The sequence below is a fragment of the Streptomyces pratensis genome (assembly GCF_016804005.1).
In the GTDB taxonomy this organism is placed as follows: domain Bacteria; phylum Actinomycetota; class Actinomycetes; order Streptomycetales; family Streptomycetaceae; genus Streptomyces; species Streptomyces pratensis_A.
In genome coordinates this window covers 8,213,325-8,229,015 of sequence record NZ_CP051486.1, presented here as the reverse complement: position 1 = coordinate 8,229,015, position 15,691 = coordinate 8,213,325, and the positions used below count along the sequence as shown (strand labels likewise).

15 protein-coding genes and 1 tRNA gene are annotated in these 15,691 nt (G+C 68.4%); 5 read left to right on the top strand and 11 right to left on the bottom strand.

What is annotated here, in order from left to right; translation table 11 throughout:
- Positions 1-111: 111 nt before the first annotated feature.
- The 5 genes from HED23_RS34670 to HED23_RS34650 form a co-directional block, all read right to left on the bottom strand.
- The gene (locus tag HED23_RS34670; RefSeq protein WP_203187256.1) at positions 112-1,566 is read right to left on the bottom strand and encodes a peptidoglycan D,D-transpeptidase FtsI family protein; all 1,455 of its coding nucleotides are present in this window, start codon (positions 1,564-1,566) and stop codon (positions 112-114) included.
- Positions 1,563-2,963: an FtsW/RodA/SpoVE family cell cycle protein gene (locus HED23_RS34665; RefSeq protein WP_203187255.1), complete on the bottom strand. Its 1,401-nt coding sequence runs from the start codon at positions 2,961-2,963 to the stop codon at positions 1,563-1,565. The genes HED23_RS34670 and HED23_RS34665 overlap by 4 nt, the downstream gene beginning before the upstream one ends.
- 21 nt (positions 2,964-2,984) lie before the next feature.
- Positions 2,985-4,472: a Stp1/IreP family PP2C-type Ser/Thr phosphatase gene (locus HED23_RS34660; protein WP_203187254.1), complete on the bottom strand. Its 1,488-nt coding sequence runs from the start codon at positions 4,470-4,472 to the stop codon at positions 2,985-2,987.
- Between the two features lie 129 nt (positions 4,473-4,601).
- Positions 4,602-5,117, bottom strand: coding sequence for an FHA domain-containing protein FhaB/FipA (locus HED23_RS34655; protein ID WP_104787364.1), 516 nt, complete (start codon positions 5,115-5,117; stop codon positions 4,602-4,604).
- Between the two features lie 10 nt (positions 5,118-5,127).
- Positions 5,128-5,988 carry an FhaA domain-containing protein gene (locus tag HED23_RS34650; RefSeq protein ID WP_203187253.1) on the bottom strand — a complete coding sequence of 287 codons (861 nt, stop codon included), beginning with the start codon at positions 5,986-5,988 and terminating at the stop codon, positions 5,128-5,130.
- Positions 5,989-6,303: 315 nt separating this feature from the next.
- Here HED23_RS34650 and HED23_RS34645 point away from each other — a divergent pair.
- A tRNA-Leu gene (locus HED23_RS34645) sits at positions 6,304-6,386 on the top strand.
- A 387-nt stretch (positions 6,387-6,773) separates the two neighbouring features.
- Here HED23_RS34645 and HED23_RS34640 read toward each other — a convergent pair.
- Entirely contained in the window at positions 6,774-7,385 is a 612-nt protein-coding gene (locus tag HED23_RS34640; protein WP_203187252.1) for an FMN-dependent NADH-azoreductase, read from the bottom strand.
- Positions 7,386-7,533: 148 nt separating this feature from the next.
- Between HED23_RS34640 and HED23_RS34635 the strand changes: the two genes are divergently transcribed.
- From HED23_RS34635 to HED23_RS34620, 4 genes are all read left to right on the top strand, one after another.
- Complete coding sequence (locus HED23_RS34635; RefSeq protein ID WP_203187251.1) at positions 7,534-7,878, top strand: winged helix-turn-helix transcriptional regulator; 345 nt, start codon at positions 7,534-7,536, stop codon at positions 7,876-7,878.
- A 792-nt stretch (positions 7,879-8,670) separates the two neighbouring features.
- The gene (locus tag HED23_RS34630; protein ID WP_203187250.1) at positions 8,671-10,128 is read left to right on the top strand and encodes a DUF2252 domain-containing protein; all 1,458 of its coding nucleotides are present in this window, start codon (positions 8,671-8,673) and stop codon (positions 10,126-10,128) included.
- A 57-nt stretch (positions 10,129-10,185) separates the two neighbouring features.
- Complete coding sequence (locus HED23_RS34625) at positions 10,186-11,202, top strand: J domain-containing protein (protein WP_203187249.1); 1,017 nt, start codon at positions 10,186-10,188, stop codon at positions 11,200-11,202.
- Between the two features lie 45 nt (positions 11,203-11,247).
- Positions 11,248-11,592 carry a rhodanese-like domain-containing protein gene (locus tag HED23_RS34620; protein ID WP_203187248.1) on the top strand — a complete coding sequence of 115 codons (345 nt, stop codon included), beginning with the start codon at positions 11,248-11,250 and terminating at the stop codon, positions 11,590-11,592.
- Between the two features lie 436 nt (positions 11,593-12,028).
- Here the strand turns inward: HED23_RS34620 and HED23_RS34615 are convergent, their stop codons facing one another.
- The 5 genes from HED23_RS34615 to paaA are packed head-to-tail and all read right to left on the bottom strand — an operon-like array spanning position 12,029 to position 15,598.
- Positions 12,029-13,090, bottom strand: coding sequence for a 2Fe-2S iron-sulfur cluster-binding protein (locus HED23_RS34615; protein ID WP_203187247.1), 1,062 nt, complete (start codon positions 13,088-13,090; stop codon positions 12,029-12,031).
- Positions 13,091-13,588 (bottom strand): 1,2-phenylacetyl-CoA epoxidase subunit PaaD, encoded by a 498-nt coding sequence (paaD, locus tag HED23_RS34610; RefSeq protein WP_203187246.1) that lies wholly within the window; start codon positions 13,586-13,588, stop codon positions 13,091-13,093.
- Positions 13,585-14,286, bottom strand: a complete 702-nt coding sequence (paaC, locus tag HED23_RS34605; protein WP_203187245.1) for a 1,2-phenylacetyl-CoA epoxidase subunit PaaC — start codon at positions 14,284-14,286, stop codon at positions 13,585-13,587. Before paaC ends, paaD begins: the two co-directional genes overlap by 4 nt.
- Entirely contained in the window at positions 14,283-14,573 is a 291-nt protein-coding gene (gene paaB, locus HED23_RS34600) for a 1,2-phenylacetyl-CoA epoxidase subunit PaaB (RefSeq protein ID WP_031090474.1), read from the bottom strand. Before paaB ends, paaC begins: the two co-directional genes overlap by 4 nt.
- Positions 14,570-15,598 (bottom strand): 1,2-phenylacetyl-CoA epoxidase subunit PaaA, encoded by a 1,029-nt coding sequence (paaA, locus tag HED23_RS34595; protein WP_203187244.1) that lies wholly within the window; start codon positions 15,596-15,598, stop codon positions 14,570-14,572. Before paaA ends, paaB begins: the two co-directional genes overlap by 4 nt.
- Between the last annotated feature and the right edge of the window lie 93 nt (positions 15,599-15,691).

Genomic DNA, 15,691 nt, shown 5'->3' with positions numbered 1-15,691 from the left:
GTTCGCGCATACGCTACCGGGCGCTCCCGGCGTGATCGGCCCGCACCTGTCAGCTGATATCCGACCGGTATCCCAATGTGCTGGTGTGGACAGAAGTTGTGACGGGTGTCACTACTTTCCGTCGAGTACTGCCTTCATCACACTCTTGGCGATCGGTGCGGCCAGGCCGCCGCCGGAGATGTCGTCCCGGTTGGCGTCGCCGTCCTCGACCACCACGGCCACGGCGACCGGTGAGCCGCTGTCCGTCTTGGCGTAGGAGATGAACCAGGCGTACGGCTTCTCGCTGTTGTTGAGGCCGTGCTGGGCGGTACCCGTCTTGCCACCGACAGTGACGCCGTCGATCTGTGCGTTGGTTCCCGTGCCGTCCGCGACCACGGTCTCCATCATCTCCTGCAACTTCTGGGCGTTCTCCCCCGAGAGCGGCCGGCCGATCTCCTCCTTCTCGTGCGTGTAGATGACGTCCAGGTTGGGTGCCTGGCGCTGGGAGACCATGTACGGCTGCATGAGCTTGCCGTCGTTGGCGATCGCGGACGCCACCATGGCCATCTGGAGGGGAGTGGTGCGGTTGGAGGCCTGGCCGATGCCCGCCATGGCGTTCTGCGGCCGGTTGTCCTTCGGGTAGATGCTCGCGTCCGCCCGGACCGGGGTGAAGACTTCCTCGTTGAAGCCGAACTTGTCGGCCTGCTCGATCATCTTCTCGTTGCCCAGGTCGTCGCTCATCTTGCCGAAGACGGTGTTGCAGGACCAGCGAAGGGCTTCACGGAGCGAGGCGTTCTCGCAGGGGATGTCGCCCTCGTTCTGGAGCAGGTTGGTCGACAGGGGAAGCCGCCAGGGCAGGGGGGAGTCCGTCTCCTCGTCGATGTCGGTGTAGAGACCGTTCTCGAGGGCCGCGGCGGCCGTGACGACCTTGAACGTCGAGCCGGGCGGGTAGGTCTCCCGCAGGGCCCGGTTCAGCATCGGCTTGTCCTTGTCGGACAGGAGCTTCTGCCGGGCGTCGGAGTCCTTCATCGAGTTGCCCGCGAAGACCGAGGGGTCGTAGGAAGGGGTGCTGGCCAGCGCCAGGATGGCGCCTGTCTGCGGGTCGATAGCCGCTACGGCGCCCTTCTTCGCGCCCAGTCCCTTGAAGGCGGCCCTCTGGGCGGCACCGTTGAGGGTGGTGACGATGTTCCCGCCGGTCTTCTTCTCGCTGGTGAACATCGACAGGGTGCGGTCGAAGAACAGCTGGTCACTGTTGCCGGTGAGGATTCCGTCTTCGATGCTCTCCAGCTGCGAGGAGTCGAAGGCCTGTGAGGAGTAGCCGGTGACGGGTGCCCACATCGGGCCGTTCTTCCAGACGCGCTTGTACTTGAAATCGCCGTCCGTGGTCTCGACGGAGCCCGTGACCGATTCGCCGTCGACGATGATGTTGCCGCGCTCGTGGGCGTAGCGCTCGATCTGGACGCGGCGGTTGTGCTCGTTCGCGTTGAGCTCGTCGGCACGGACGTACTGGATGTAGTTGGTGCGGACCAGAAGTGCCAGAACGAGGATGCCGCAGAACATCGCGATCCTGCGGAGTGGCTTGTTCACGGTCGGACCACCTGGGTCATCTCGGCATCCGGGGACGGTGCGGGGGCAGGGGCGGGGCGTCGGGCCGTGTCGCTGATTCTGATCAGGATCCCGATGAGTGCCCAGTTGGCGATGACGGACGAACCACCGGCCGCCATGAACGGCATGGTCATACCCGTCAGCGGGATGAGTCCCATCACGCCACCGGCGACCACGAAGACCTGGATGGCGAACGAGCCGGAGAGGCCGATCGCGAGGAGCTTCCCGAAGGGATCCCGGGCGGCCAGCGCCGTACGGACACCGCGCTCGACGATCAGGCCGTAGACGAGCAGGATCGCCATCATCCCTGCCAGCCCGAGCTCCTCACCGACGGTGGCGAGGATGAAGTCGGAGTTGGCGGCGAAGCCGATCAGGTCGGAGTGGCCCTGGCCGAGGCCGGTACCCAGGGTGCCGCCGGAGCCGAAGGCCATGAGCGACTTGGCCATCTGCTCGCTCGCCGCTTCCTTGCCCCAGCCCGCGAAGGGGTCGAGCCAGGCGGTGACGCGGTCCTGGACGTGCGGCTCGAATGTCGCCACGCCCACGGCTCCGGCCGCCGACATCAGCAGCCCGAAGACGATCCAGCTGGTGCGTTCGGTGGCGACGTACAGCATGACGACGAACATGCCGAAGAAGAGCAGCGAGGACCCCAGGTCGGTCTCGAAGACCAGGATGAGGATCGAGAACGCCCAGACCATGAGGATCGGACCCAGGTCCCGGCCGCGGGGCAGGTAGAGACCCATGAAGCGGCGGCTGGCGAGGGCCAGGGCGTCGCGCTTGACCATGAGATAACCGGCGAAGAACACCGCGATGATGATCTTCGCGAACTCTCCCGGCTGGATCGTGCCGACACCAGGGATCTTGATCCAGATCTTGGCGCCGTTGACGGCCGGGAAGAACATCGGAAGGATCAGGAGGAACAGCGCCACCAGCATGGAGATGTAGGTGTAGCGCTGCAGGATGCGGTGGTCCTTGAGGGCGATCAGGACGATGACCAGCAGGGCCACACCCACCGCTGAGAACATCAGCTGCTTGGAGGCGGCGGGGGCGAACGTCTTGAGTGCCTGGAACCGCTCCGACTGGTCCAGGCGCCAGATGAGGGCCAGCCCCAGACCGTTCAGCAGGGTCGCCAGCGGGAGCAGCAGCGGGTCCGCGTACGGGGCGAATCTCCGCACGGCAAGGTGTGCCACACCGCCCAGCAGTGCGAGGCCCAGGCCGTATCCGAGCATGCCGGCGGGCAGCTCGCCGTTGAGGGCGAGGCCGACGTTGGCGTACGCGAACACCGAGATCAGGACGGCGAACGCAACCAGTGCAAGCTCGGTGTTACGGCGGCTCGGCGCGTCGATCGCGCCGATGGTGGTCGTGTTGGTGACAACGCTCATGTGCTGAAGGCCCCCTACGGCTTACTGCTTACCGCACTGCAGGGCCAGCTTCTTCTCTTCCTCCGAGAGGCTGGGGCCGGGAGTGGGAGTCGCGGTCTTGGTCCCCTTGGCGGGAGAAGTGGCGGACGTGCTGTCGGAGGCGTTGCCGGCGTCGCCCTGGTCCTTGGCGGCATTGGTGTCCGCCTCGGCCGCGCGGCGCTGCGCGTCCTTCTCGCAGGCGGATGCCTGTGCTTCGAGCTCGCTGATCTTCTTGCGGGCGTCGGCGAGGTTGCCCTGGGAGATGGTCGCCTCGACCTTCTTGCGCCAGTAGGGCGGGAGGTACTTGAGTTCGATCTTGGTGTCCTCTTCGACCTTCGAGAGGGACACCCAGGCGAGGTCCTGGCTGATGCCGCGGAACAGCGCGACGTTCTCGTCCTTCGCGCCCACGTAGAACTGGGTCTGGGTCCAGCGGTAGCCGCCGTAGACGCCGCCACCGATGACGGCCAGCGCGAGCACGATGTAGAAGGACCGCTTCAGCCACCTGCGGCGGCCGCGGGGCTTGACGAAGTCATCGTCGGTGTACGAGTTGAACGCGCCGTCCGGGCTGGAGCCGTAGCCCATGTCGTCGCCGCTGCCGGGAGGGCCGAAGCCGCCGGCCGGCGGCGGCACGGGGCGGCCGAGGCCGGCCGCACGTCCCGCGGGTGTCTCCATGGCACGGCCGTCGTTCGCCTGGACGGCCTGATTCTCGGCGACCGCGCCGACGATGACCGGGGTGTCGTTGAGCTGCCCGGCCAGGGTGTCGTTGCTGTCGACGTCCAGGACGTCGGCGACGATGCAGGTGATGTTGTCGGGGCCACCGCCGCGCAGAGCGAGCTGGATGAGGTCCTGGATGGTCTCCTGAGGGCCCTGGTAGCTGGCCAGGGTCTCTTCCATCGTCTGATGGGAGACGACGCCGGAGAGCCCGTCCGAGCAGATCAGATAGCGGTCACCGGCGCGCACCTCCCGGACGGAGAGATCGGGCTCCACGTGGTCGCCGCTTCCCAGGGCCCGCATCAGCAGGGAGCGCTGCGGGTGGGTGGTGGCCTCTTCCTCGGTGATCCTGCCCTCGTCGACGAGACGCTGCACCCAGGTGTGGTCCTGGGTGATCTGCGTCAGGACGCCGTCACGCAGGAGGTAGGCACGCGAGTCGCCGACGTGGACGAGGCCGAGGCGCTGACCGGTCCAGAGAAGGGCGGTGAGCGTCGTGCCCATCCCCTCCAGCTGGGGGTCCTCCTCGACCATTACGCGCAGCTGGTCGTTGGCCCGCTGGACCGCCGTGCCGAGCGAGGTGAGGATGTCGGAACCCGGCACGTCGTCGTCCAGCTGGACGAGCGTGGAGATCACCTCGGAGCTGGCGACCTCTCCGGCCGCCTGGCCGCCCATTCCGTCGGCGATGGCGAGAAGGCGGGGACCGGCGTAACCGGAGTCCTCGTTGCCTTCCCGGATCATGCCCTTGTGCGATCCGGCGGCGAAGCGCAGGGACAAGCTCATGCGCACCTCGCCCGTCGGTTCGGGGTACAGCCGGTCTCGAGCCACACTGCCCACCCTCCGGTCGGGAGCCACGCCGGGTCCTTCGTCAGGACCGCCGCGGCTCGCTCGCTCCGCTCGCTCATTGTCGTACTACTTCCGCAGCTCGATGACGGTCTTGCCGATGCGGATCGGCGCGCCCAGCGGAACAGGTGTCGGGGTGGTGAGCCGGGTCCGGTCGAGATAGGTGCCGTTGGTGGACCCGAGGTCCTCGACGATCCACTGGCCGTCACGGTCCGGGTAGATCCTGGCATGCCGACTGGACGCGTAGTCGTCATCCAGCACGATCGTTGAATCGTGCGCCCGGCCCAGGGTGATGGTCTGCCCCTGGAGCGCGACGGTGGTGCCGGTGAGCGTGCCTTCGGAGACGACCAGCTTGGTGGGTGCCCCGCGGCGCTGGCGCCCGGACTGCTGGCGCTGCTGAGGCGGCGCTGCTTGCTGTTGGCGCCCTTGTTGCGGGCGGGCGTCAGCGGCAGTGCGGCGTGAGCCGCGCTGCGTGACGCGCGTACCGAACAGGTCGCTGCGAATGACCTGGACGGCCACGATTACGAATAGCCACAGAACAGCCAGGAAACCTAGCCGCATGACCGTCAGGGTCAGCTCTGACATTGCCCCCGCTTCACCCTTCGGCTTGCCGGTAAACGATGGTGGTGCTGCCCACGACGATCCGCGAGCCGTCGCGGAGCGTAGCGCGGGTGGTGTGCTGCCCGTCTACCACGATGCCGTTGGTAGACCCGAGATCCTGGATCGTCGAGGGCGTTCCGGTCCGGATCTCACAGTGCCGGCGCGAAACGCCGGGGTCGTCGATCCGCACGTCGGCGTCGGTGCTTCGTCCCATCACCAACGTCGGGCGGGAGATCTGATGGCGCGTGCCGTTGATCTCGATCCAGCGTCGCACCTGGGCGTCCGGCATGGGGCCGGACGCGGCCGGCGCGCGCCAGTCGCTGGAAGGGCCACCGGAGCGCCCGGCGCCCGGCGGCGGGGCCGGAGGCATGGGCGGCGCAGCAGCCGGCGGGTAACCGTAGCCGCCCTGCCCCTGCGGAGGGGCGGGCCGGTTCGGCTGGGCACCGGGAGGAGGGCCGCCCTGCTGGCCCTGCTGTGACGAACTCGACGCCAGGGTCCTGCTGCGTACGCGGTAGAGACCCGTGTCGAGGTCGTCCGCCTTCTCCAGGTGGACCTTGATCGGTCCCATGAAGGTGTACCGCTGCTGCTTGGCGTAGTCACGTACGAGACCTGACAGCTCGTCGCCGAGCTGGCCGGAGTACGGGCTGAGCCGCTCGTAGTCAGGGGTGCTGAGCTCGACGATGAAGTCGTTGGGCACGACGGTCCGCTCACGGTTCCAGATCGACGCGTTGTTGTCGCACTCGCGCTGGAGGGCTCCCGCGATCTCGACCGGCTGCACCTCGGACTTGAAGACCTTGGCGAAGGTGCCATTGACCAGACCTTCGAGACGCTGCTCGAAACGCTTCATGACTCCCATGGGGCACCTCCTCCGGTGTCGTCGTCCCTGTACTGCTTACTGATCGTATCCACGCGTAGGGAAATCGGCTGGTTCCCCTTGTCTGCACAGTGGATGAGTGTCACCTCTCACACGGATCGTAGAGGTGGCCTCCTGACAGTGTCCCGCACTCCGGGTGCACTCAGGAGGAGTGGGGCCGGGCTTTCCGCGTTCCCGGTTCCCCTCGTGGGTCCGGCGAAACAACGGATGTGAATCCACCCTGTCCAGCGTGCTAATCTTCCGGATGTCGCCAGGCGCTCACACCACACGGTGAGAGAGTCTGAAAACACCACTCATGCGCGAGTGGCGGAACGGCAGACGCGCTGGCTTCAGGTGCCAGTGTCCTTAGGGACGTGGGGGTTCAAATCCCCCCTCGCGCACAACGGGTAGTCGCTTGCGATTACCAGGTTGGTTCGACAGAACCCCCGTACCGGAGAAATCCGGTACGGGGGTTCTTCGTTGTGCGCATCTGCTTGTCGGAGCCGATTGTCGGAGGTCTGCTCGTGGGGATCTGGCCGGTGGGGGCTGGTCGGTGAGGGGCTGGTCTGTGGGGTCGGCGTGGCTCTTTCTGTCGCGCCCGCAGGGGTCTGGCGGCCCTGGGGGCGCGTGGCGCCGGATTGCCGCGGTCGGTAGGGCGCGTGAGGCGGGTGTTGTGATGAAGCGCGCACCTGATGCAGAAGCGCGGCAGCAGATGGACGCGGTTTCACGTGAAACGTCGGTTCCGCACGAAAGGGGCGGTTCAACTTCACCGCCCCTGGAAGATGGGGTCAGGCGGCGAGGCGCGCGGCAAGAGCCTTCGCCTTCTCTGCCGCGTCGGCGAACGCCTGGGCGCGGGACGCGTCCGCGAGGGGGACGAGATCGGCCATCTCAGGCTTCGAACGGGCCAGCGTCAACTCCGGGACGATGAAATCGACCTCGGCCCCGAGCATGCCCGTCAGCACCTTCTCCAGGTAGTTCTGGACGAACTCGAAGTCCTCGCGCGGGGTGCCAGGGGCGTATGAGCCGCCACGGCTGGCCACGACTGTGACGGGCGTGCCGGCGACGGGGCTGCCCGGACCGGTGTTGTGGCCGACGATGATCACCTGGTCCAGCCATGCCTTCAGGGTGGACGGGATGGAGAAGTTGTACATCGGCGCGCCGATGAGCACGGCATCCGCAGAGGCCAGCTCGGCCGCCAGCTGCCCGCGCAGCGTGTCCTCGGCGCCGGCCGCAACAGCCGAGGCGTCCAGGTGGGGCAGGGGATCGGCGGCGAGGTCGCGGTACACGACCTGACCGTCGGGGTGTTGCTCGCGCCAGGCCGCGACGAAGGCCGCAGTGACCTCACGTGACGTGGAGCCCTGGGGGAAAACGGCTGAATCGAGGTGCAGAAGCGTAGCCATGGGGATCTCCGTGGGAGTGGGGTGAGGCCGGTGCGAACTCAGGGCGGAGGGCCTTGAATGCGGAGCCCGGCGTTTCTGTGCGTACCTATTAATAGCATAGCCACTTACTTTTTATTAGCCCCTCACGGTCGCGCAGTACCCTGGGGGCATGGCGGATCACAGCGAACAGGCCTGTCGGCGGGTGGATGCGAGCATCACGCGTGTCTTCGAGCTGTTCGGGAAGCGCTGGACGGGCCCCATCGTCTCGGTGCTGATGCGGCAGCCGGTGCACTTCGCGGATCTGCGACGAGCGATTCCGGGTATCAGTGAGCGCATGCTCTCGGATCGGCTTTCCGAGCTCGGGGCCGCCGGTCTTGTGGTGCGCGAGGTCGATGAGGGGCCCCCGCTGCGGGTCGCGTACCGGCTGACGGAAGCAGGCGCCGCCATGGAGCCGGCTCTTGAGGAGCTCGGGCGGTGGGCGGGGATCTATCTGGCGGAGCCGGAGGGCTGCTGACCGGCTCTGGGCCATCGACGCGGGGGCCGGACGCGCCGTGGTGCTTCCCGGTGGGAGCCGGTCTGCGCGGGGCTTCGGCGGGAGGCGCCAGCCGGGCGCGGGGCCCTCGCCTGACGAGTTGTAGCGCAGCGGATGCTCCGCGAACTGCTCGAGAGCCATCTGCTGGTGCTGGCTCCGTGGTTCGTGGCCGGACTGGGCGTCGTGGGGCTGGGTGGGTCTGACCGAGGCTAAGCAGCGCCGCCAGGCTGCGGACAAGGCACGTGAGGCGGCCGCCATGCGCACAGCGGCCGACGCCGAGGAGCAGATGGAAGAGGCCGTCGGGGTGTGACGGCCAGGGCGCGAACCTACGGGCCGGGTCCGGAGGGCCTTGCGGTCTCAGATCTGCCACCTCCGGCCGGTGCTGTGCGGGTCTTGTTCTCCAGCCGGTGGGGTTTCCCGTTCGTGCGGCACTGTCCGGCCCGGAAGCGGTCCGGCCTGTTGAGGTGGTCTCGCCCGTGGCCGGTTTCGCCTGTCGCGGCAGGTCCGCCTGCGGGGCCGGTTCTGGTTATCGGGCCGGTCCGGGGGTGGTGGACCTGCTGTCGGGCCGGTCCAGGGAGGCGGACCTGTTGTCCGGCCGGTCCTGGAAGGTGGGCGGTGCGGGGATCCCGGAAAGTCACAGGTCCTCCACTTGTCCACAGGCCGGGTCCGGAGTTGTCCACAGGGGCAGACGGCTGTCACGAGACGGTTGTACCGTCGTCCGCGGGTGATCTCGGTCGGACGGAACGGCTGAACAGGACGGGGAGGCGGCGCTCCATGGAAGAGGTCGAGGCGGCGGGGCCGGCACAGTCGGCGGCAGGGGATGGGCGCATTCCTGTTGTTCCCGGTTTCGCGCGACGTGTGGCTGGAGGGGTGCGGCCGGTAGGACCCGGAGCGGCCTCCCCGAAATCAGCCGGCAAGGCGCTCAGGACCAAGGTCCCCCGGTCGGCGCACAGTTCCCTGGCCCTGCCCACCGGGAGGCCGGACGCCGTACAGGCGGTCGAGGAGTCGAACCGGGGCCGGGTGCCTGGCCTGACACCCATAAGGGTGGGGCGGATGGCGGCAACGCCGTTCGCGTTTCTTCGCGGATCGGCCGGTTTGATGGCCCACGACCTGACGGGCACTCCGGTCACAGGGGTGGGTGCCCAGCTCTGCGGTGACGCGCACGCGGCGAATTTCGGCCTGTACGGCGATGCACGCGGAAACTTGGTCATGGACCTCAACGACTTCGACGAGACCGTGTTCGGCCCCTGGGAGTGGGATCTCAAGCGGCTCGCCACTTCACTCGTGCTCGCGGGCCGGGAGGCCGGCGCGGACGAGGACACCTGCCGTCAGGGCGCGTACGACACCGTGGGCGCGTACCGGCGCACGATGCGCCTGCTGGCCCGGTTGCCCGCCCTGGACGCGTGGAACGCCATCGCGGACGAGGAGCTCGTCTCGCACACCGACGCACGGGACCTGCTGGGGACGCTGGACCGGGTTTCCGCCAAGGCGCGCAACAACACCAGTGCCCGCTTCGCCGCCAGGTCCACGGAGGACTGCGAGGACGGTGGTCGCCGCTTCGTCGACGCACCGCCTGTGCTGCGCCGTGTGCCCGACTCGGAGGCGGCGGCCGTGGCGGCGGGGCTGGAGGGATACCTCGGGACGATCTCAGCGGATCGGGTCCCGCTGCTGGCGCGCTACGCGATCCATGACGTGGCGTTCCGGGTGGTCGGCACGGGAAGCGTGGGAACCCGGTCGTATGTGGTACTCCTGCTCGACCACCGTGGCGAGCCGCTGATACTGCAGGTGAAGGAGGCCCGTCCCTCCGCGCTCTCCCCCTGTCTCCCACAGGTCGGCTTCGAGGTGCCGGACGTGGTCCACGAGGGCCGTCGGGTGGTGCTCGGGCAGAAGCGGATGCAGGTCGTCAGCGACATGCTGCTCGGCTGGGCCGAGGTCGACGGCAGGCCCTATCAGGTCCGCCAGTTCAGGAATCGCAAGGGCAGCGTGGAGCCGTCCGCGCTCGCGGCGGACCAGGTGGATGACTACGGGCGTATGACAGGCGCGCTGCTGGCCCGGGCCCACGCGCACAGCGCCGACCCGCGACTGCTCGCGGGCTACTGCGGGAAGAACGCGGAGCTGGACTCGGCGATGGCTGATTTCGCCGTGACGTATGCGGACCGGACGGAGGCGGATCACGCAGAGCTCGTCCGGGGTGTACGGGCCGGGCGAATAGCCGCCGAGCTCGGAGTCTGAGCGGCTTGCGGCCACCGCGGGTCTTCGTGGCCTGCGCCGTGGCCATACGCTGGACGGGTGACCCACGAAGCCGCCGGGGTGCCGACCACCCGGAACGACGAAGACCTGCAGAACCAGGACCGCCAGGGCCGGCGGGACGAGCCGCAGCACGCGCAGGATGCGTCGCAGGGGGACGGCCCGCGAGCGGAGCCTGGCAGTGCGCCGCATGCAGGTTCCGCCGCCGAGGAAGCGGCCGGCTACCCGGTAGGCGACGAGGGCGGTGAGGCGCGCGGTGCCGCGGCGACCGAGGAGACCCGTGCCCCTCGGCCCGAGGAGCGGCTCGCAAAGGCCGTCCGGGTGGCTGAGCAGGCACTGATCGAGTTCGAGATCGCCGTGGAGACCTTCCGGGTCGAGGTGGAGAACTTCTCCCGGCTGCATCATCAGAAGCTCGGACCGATGTATGCACGCCTCGACGAGCTCGATGCGCAGATCGCGGAGGCACGGGCTGCGAAGTCCGGCGATCCGGAGGATCTGCGGAAGGCCCAGGAGGCAAGGGCGATCGTCATGCCGATGCCTGGTGTCGACGAGCTCTTCCATGACTGGATGGATTCGGACGGGCTCTCGCCCGAGGCCTCGGCCATGCTCACCGAGCAGCCCGTCCGGCCGCCGAAGCGGGTCAGGCCGGGTGAGGAGGCGCGCAAGCTCTACCGGGAGCTGGCCCGTCAGGCCCACCCGGATCTGGCACCGGACGAGAAGGAGCGCGAGCGACGGGACGAATTCATCGCTCGAGTCAATGCGGCCTACGGACGCGGCGACGTGGCGTTGCTGAAGGAACTGGCTGCCGAGTGGGCGGCGGGCCCTGTGACGCCGGAGCTGCGACTGAGCGAGAGCGAGGAACTCTACGCACGCCTGGAGTGGCTCAGCCGGCGTAAGGAGTTGCTGACGGTGCTCGCCCGAGAGCTCGAGGAGAGCGCGATCGGCTCGATGCTGCGGATGGCGCCGGACGACCCCGACCGGCTGCTGGACGACATCGGCGAGAAGCTTCTGGCCGACGTCTCCCAGCGTGAGAGCGAGCTGGCGGGCTTGGTGCAGTAGCGTGCCGGATGACCCTGGCGCGTACGTACGAGAGAAGGCATTCCCATGAATTTCGCTCCGCTGCCCTCGGTGGACGCCGCGGCGGTTCCGTCGGACGGCTTTGTGCTGGACGTCCGGGAGGACGACGAGTGGGCAGCCGGGCATGTCGAGGGCGCGCTGCACATTCCGATGAGTGACTTCGTCGGCCGCTTCGGCGAGCTGACCGAAGCGGCCGACGACGGCCGGCGCGTGCATGTGATGTGCCGGGTCGGAGGCCGGTCTGCCCAGGTCACTCAGTACCTGGTGCAGCAGGGCATCGACGCTGTGAACATCGACGGCGGCATGCAGGCCTGGGACGGTGCCGGTCGCCCGATGGTCGCGGACAACGGGAGCTCGGCTTTCGTCCTCTGACGGCTCGCACAGCACCGCCTTCGTCGCTGCAGGAGGATCGCACCTGTGACTTCTGCGGTCGCCGTGGTACGCCGCAGCGCTGACGCAGTGACGTTCAACCGGACTCGTCGGCCCGGGCAGGTTCAGGACCAGCTGCTCGGCGGCTGCTGAGAGTCCTGGCTGCTGCTCGGCGGCTGCTGTGCGTCCTGGCGGCTGCTGAGCGTCCTGGCTGTCGTGCGTTGTCGCTGTCGTGCGATCTCGTCGTGCTCGTTCCTGCCGTGCGACTCGCCCCCCGTGTGCCTTGACTGCCGTCCGCCATGGGGTTCGCGGCCGAATCGGCCTCACGGACGGTGTCGTTGGCACAGGGGAGCATGCGGGGCGATTGTGCACAGGGCGAGGGCCTACACCGGGGCCCCTCGGCAGAGTGTCCGGGGACGGCAGGGTAGGGCGCGGCTTGTCAGCGGTCGAAGTCGAGCTCGACCTCCGGGGTGAGGGGGTGCGACTGGCAGGCGAGCACGAAGCCGGCCCCGGTCTCTTCCGGTTCGAGCGCGAAATTGCGGTCCATCCGCACCTCGCCCGAGACGAGGAAGGCCCGGCAGGTCCCGCACACTCCCCCCTTGCAGGCGTACGGAGCGTCCGAGCGGCTTCGCAGCACCGTGTCCAGCAGCGATTCGCCGTCGAGGACCGGCCAACTGCCCGACCGCCCGTCGAGTGTCGCCGTGAGCCTGCTCTCCGACGGTGCGTCGACCCGGGGCGTCGTCGGAGGAGCCGTCGCTTCGTCGGCGACGTGGAAGATTTCCTGGTGGATGCGCGACCGGTCGGCGCCGAGTGCGCGCAACGCGTCCTCCGCCCCTCGGACGAGGCCGAGAGGCCCGCACAGGAACCAGCCGTCCACATCGGGCACCGACAACAGCGCCGGCAGCAGCGCGGCGAGCCGCTCCTGGTCGAGCCTGCCGGACGGGAGCCCGGCAGCCTGCTCCTCCCGGGACAGCGCCGTAACCAGCTGGAAGCGGTCGGGATAGCGGTCCTTGAGGTCCGCCACCTCGTCGAGGAACATCGTCGACGCTGCTGTCCGGTCGCTGCGGATCAGACAGAAGCGGGCCAAGGGCTCCCGTGCCAGCAGCGTCGCCGCCATCGAGAGCACAGGTGTGATGCCGCTGCCTCCGACGATCGCGGCGAAGTGCCCCGGTCGCGGGTCCAGGACGAAGCGGCCCATCGGAGCCATCGCCTCCACCTGGTCTCCGACGGCCAGCTCCTTGAGGGCGTACGTCGAGAACGCTCCGCCGTCGACCATACGGATCCCCACCCGCATCAAGGGGTCGCCCGGTTCTTCGGCAACAGCTGCGCAGATGGAGTACGACCTTCGGATCTCCTCGCCATCGACGCGGTAGCGCACGTTCAGGTGCTGGCCGGGAGTGTGGCGGAAGGTCTCGCGTAGATCGGCCGGTACGGCGAACGTGACGGCCACCGCGTCGTCCGTGAGCCGTTCGATCGCGCTGACCCGGAGCGGATGGAACATCTACAACTCCTTGAAGTGGTCGAACGGTTCGCGGCACTCCACACAGCGGCGCAACGCCTTGCACGCCGTGGAGGAGAACCGGCTGAGCAGTTCCGTGTCGGTGGAACCGCAGTGCGGGCAGCGCACCGAGAGCGTCAGAGGCACCGGCCCTTCCTGGCCCCCGCCCGGGCGAGGCGGTGCTATGCCGAACTCCGCGAGCTTGCGACGCCCTTCATCGCTGATGTCGTCCGTCGACCAGGCAGGGGCGAGGACCGTGACCACGGACACCTCCGCGACTCCCCGATCGTGCAGCACGCGTCTGATGTCGGCGGACATGGCTTCGATGGCCGGGCAGCCCGTGTACGTCGGCGTGAGCCGCACGGTGACCTTGTCCGGACCGTCCACCCGCACACCGCGAAGCACGCCGAGCTCGTCCAGAGTGAGGACGGGCAGCTCGGGGTCGGGCACAGCGCCCGCCAGCCGGCGGAGCTCCGCCTCCAGGGGGGTCTCGGTGGTCACCACGATGCCCCCGGATGACTGCGGTGCAGATGCTGCATCTCGGCGAGCATCCGCCCGAACGGCTCCGTGTGCAGGCCCTGACGGCCCGCTCCTGCCGCCCAGGCCCCGGACTGCGGCCCTGACGGGAGGGCCAGCGTGGCCCGATCCACCACGGAGGTGACGGCCGCCAGCCAGCTGTCGCGCAGGGTGTTGAAGTCGATGTCGACTCCCTCGACGGGCTCGAACAGCTCGCCGCTGAACCGCCACAGGGCGTCCAGGGCGAGTTGCATACGCTCATGGCTTTCCGTGGTTCCGTCGCCGAGCCGCAGGACCCACTGCTCCGCGTGGTCACGGTGGTAGGCGACCTCCTTGACGGCCTTGGCCGCGAGATCCGCGAACTCGCCCTCCCCGGCTGCCAGCTCCTCGTACAACAGGTGCTGGTAGACGGAGAAGTACAACTGGCGGGCGATGGTGTGGGCGAAATCGCCGTTCGGCTGCTCCACCAGCTGGACGTTGCGGAATGCCCGCTCCTCACGGAGGTAGGCCAGCTGGTCCTCGTCACCCACGAACGAGAGAAGCAATCTGGCCTGCCCCAGCAGATCCAGGGCGATGTTGGCCAGAGCCACCTCCTCCTCCAGTACCGGGGCGTGGCCTGCCCACTCCCCCAGCCGGTGCGAGAGCACCAGTGCGTCGTCGCCGAGGGCGAGGGCCGCGTTCACAGGTGCTTCACCCCTTCAGGGATCTCGTAGAACGTGGGGTGTCGGTAGGGCTTGTCCCCGGCGGGTTCGAAGAACGAGTCCTTCTCGTCCGGCGAGGAGGCGGTGATCTCGGTCGAGGGGACCACCCAGAGGGACACGCCTTCCGAGCGGCGCGTGTACAGGTCGCGGGCGTTGCGCAGGGCCATCTCGGCGTCCGGTGCGTGCAGGCTTCCCGCGTGGGTGTGGGACAGTCCGCGCCTGGAGCGTACGAACACCTCCCACAGAGGCCAGTCGGTCGAGCTGCTCATGCGGTCGCCTCCACGGGCTGGGCGGCCGCTCCGGCTGTACCGGGCCGGGCCGCGTGCTTGTCTGCGTATGCCGCTGCCGCTTCGCGGACCCACGCGCCTTTCTCGTGAGCCGTGCGGCGCTGGGTGAGTCGTTGTTCGTTGCAGGGGCCGTTGCCCTTGAGGACTTCCTGGAACTCGGTCCAGTCGATCTCTCCGTAGTCGTGCTGACCGAGCTCCTCGTTCCACCGGATGTCGGGGTCGGGGAGGGCAAGCCCCAGTGCTTGTGCCTGCGGTACACAGATATCGACGAAGCGGCGGCGCAGCTCGTCGTTGGAGTGTCGTTTGATCTTCCAGGCCATCGACTGTGCCGAATGCGCCGAGGCGTCGTCGGGTGGCCCGAACATCATCAAGGAGGGCCACCACCAGCGGTTCACCGCGTCCTGCGCCATTTCGTGCTGGGCAGGGGTGCCCCGGCTGAGGGCGAGCAGCAGCTCGTACCCCTGGCGCTGGTGGAAGGATTCCTCTTTGCAGATCCGGACCATCGCCCGCGCGTACGGGCCGTAGGAGCAGCGGCAGAGCGGCACCTGGTTGGTGATCGCGGCGCCGTCCACCAGCCAGCCGATCGCACCCACGTCCGCCCAGGTCAGCGTGGGGTAGTTGAAGATCGAGGAATAGCGCTGCCTTCCGGCGTGCAGTTTGTCCAGGAGCTCTTCGCGGCTCGTCCCCAGCGTCTCCGCCGCGCTGTACAGATAGAGGCCGTGCCCCGCCTCGTCCTGCACCTTGGCCATCAGGATGGCCTTGCGGCGCAGTGACGGTGCCCGTGAGATCCAGTTGGCTTCGGGCTGCATACCGATGATCTCGGAATGTGCGTGCTGGGCCATCTGGCGGATCAGAGAGGCGCGGTAGGCGTCGGGCATCCAGTCCCGCGGCTCGATCCGGTCGTCGGCGGCCACGGCGTGGTCGAACGCCGCGAGACGCTCCGCTTCTGCCTCGTCCGCCGTGCCCGCCGTTCCCTGCGTCGTCTGGTCCGCAGTCACTGCCGCCATCCCGGGCTCCCTACCGACCGATCGTTCGGTCCCTCGGCTTCAATGGTGAGTCGGAGGCCCGTAGGGTGTCAACCCTGTGGATAACTGAGTGGT

Bases quoted from the DNA above. Each gene is read 5' to 3' on its own strand.
- HED23_RS34665 (WP_203187255.1), bottom strand. From the start codon at position 2,963: ATGAGCGTTGTCACCAACACGACCACCATCGGCGCGATCGACGCGCCG.
- HED23_RS34660 (WP_203187254.1), bottom strand. From the start codon at position 4,472: ATGAGCTTGTCCCTGCGCTTCGCCGCCGGATCGCACAAGGGCATGATC.
- HED23_RS34655 (WP_104787364.1), bottom strand. From the start codon at position 5,117: ATGTCAGAGCTGACCCTGACGGTCATGCGGCTAGGTTTCCTGGCTGTT.
- HED23_RS34650 (WP_203187253.1), bottom strand. From the start codon at position 5,988: ATGGGAGTCATGAAGCGTTTCGAGCAGCGTCTCGAAGGTCTGGTCAAT.
- HED23_RS34640 (WP_203187252.1), bottom strand. From the start codon at position 7,385: ATGGCTACGCTTCTGCACCTCGATTCAGCCGTTTTCCCCCAGGGCTCC.
- HED23_RS34635 (WP_203187251.1), top strand. From the start codon at position 7,534: ATGGCGGATCACAGCGAACAGGCCTGTCGGCGGGTGGATGCGAGCATC.
- HED23_RS34630 (WP_203187250.1), top strand. From the start codon at position 8,671: ATGGAAGAGGTCGAGGCGGCGGGGCCGGCACAGTCGGCGGCAGGGGAT.
- HED23_RS34620 (WP_203187248.1), top strand. From the start codon at position 11,248: ATGAATTTCGCTCCGCTGCCCTCGGTGGACGCCGCGGCGGTTCCGTCG.
- HED23_RS34615 (WP_203187247.1), bottom strand. From the start codon at position 13,090: ATGTTCCATCCGCTCCGGGTCAGCGCGATCGAACGGCTCACGGACGAC.
- paaB (WP_031090474.1), bottom strand. From the start codon at position 14,573: ATGAGCAGCTCGACCGACTGGCCTCTGTGGGAGGTGTTCGTACGCTCC.
- paaA (WP_203187244.1), bottom strand. From the start codon at position 15,598: ATGGCGGCAGTGACTGCGGACCAGACGACGCAGGGAACGGCGGGCACG.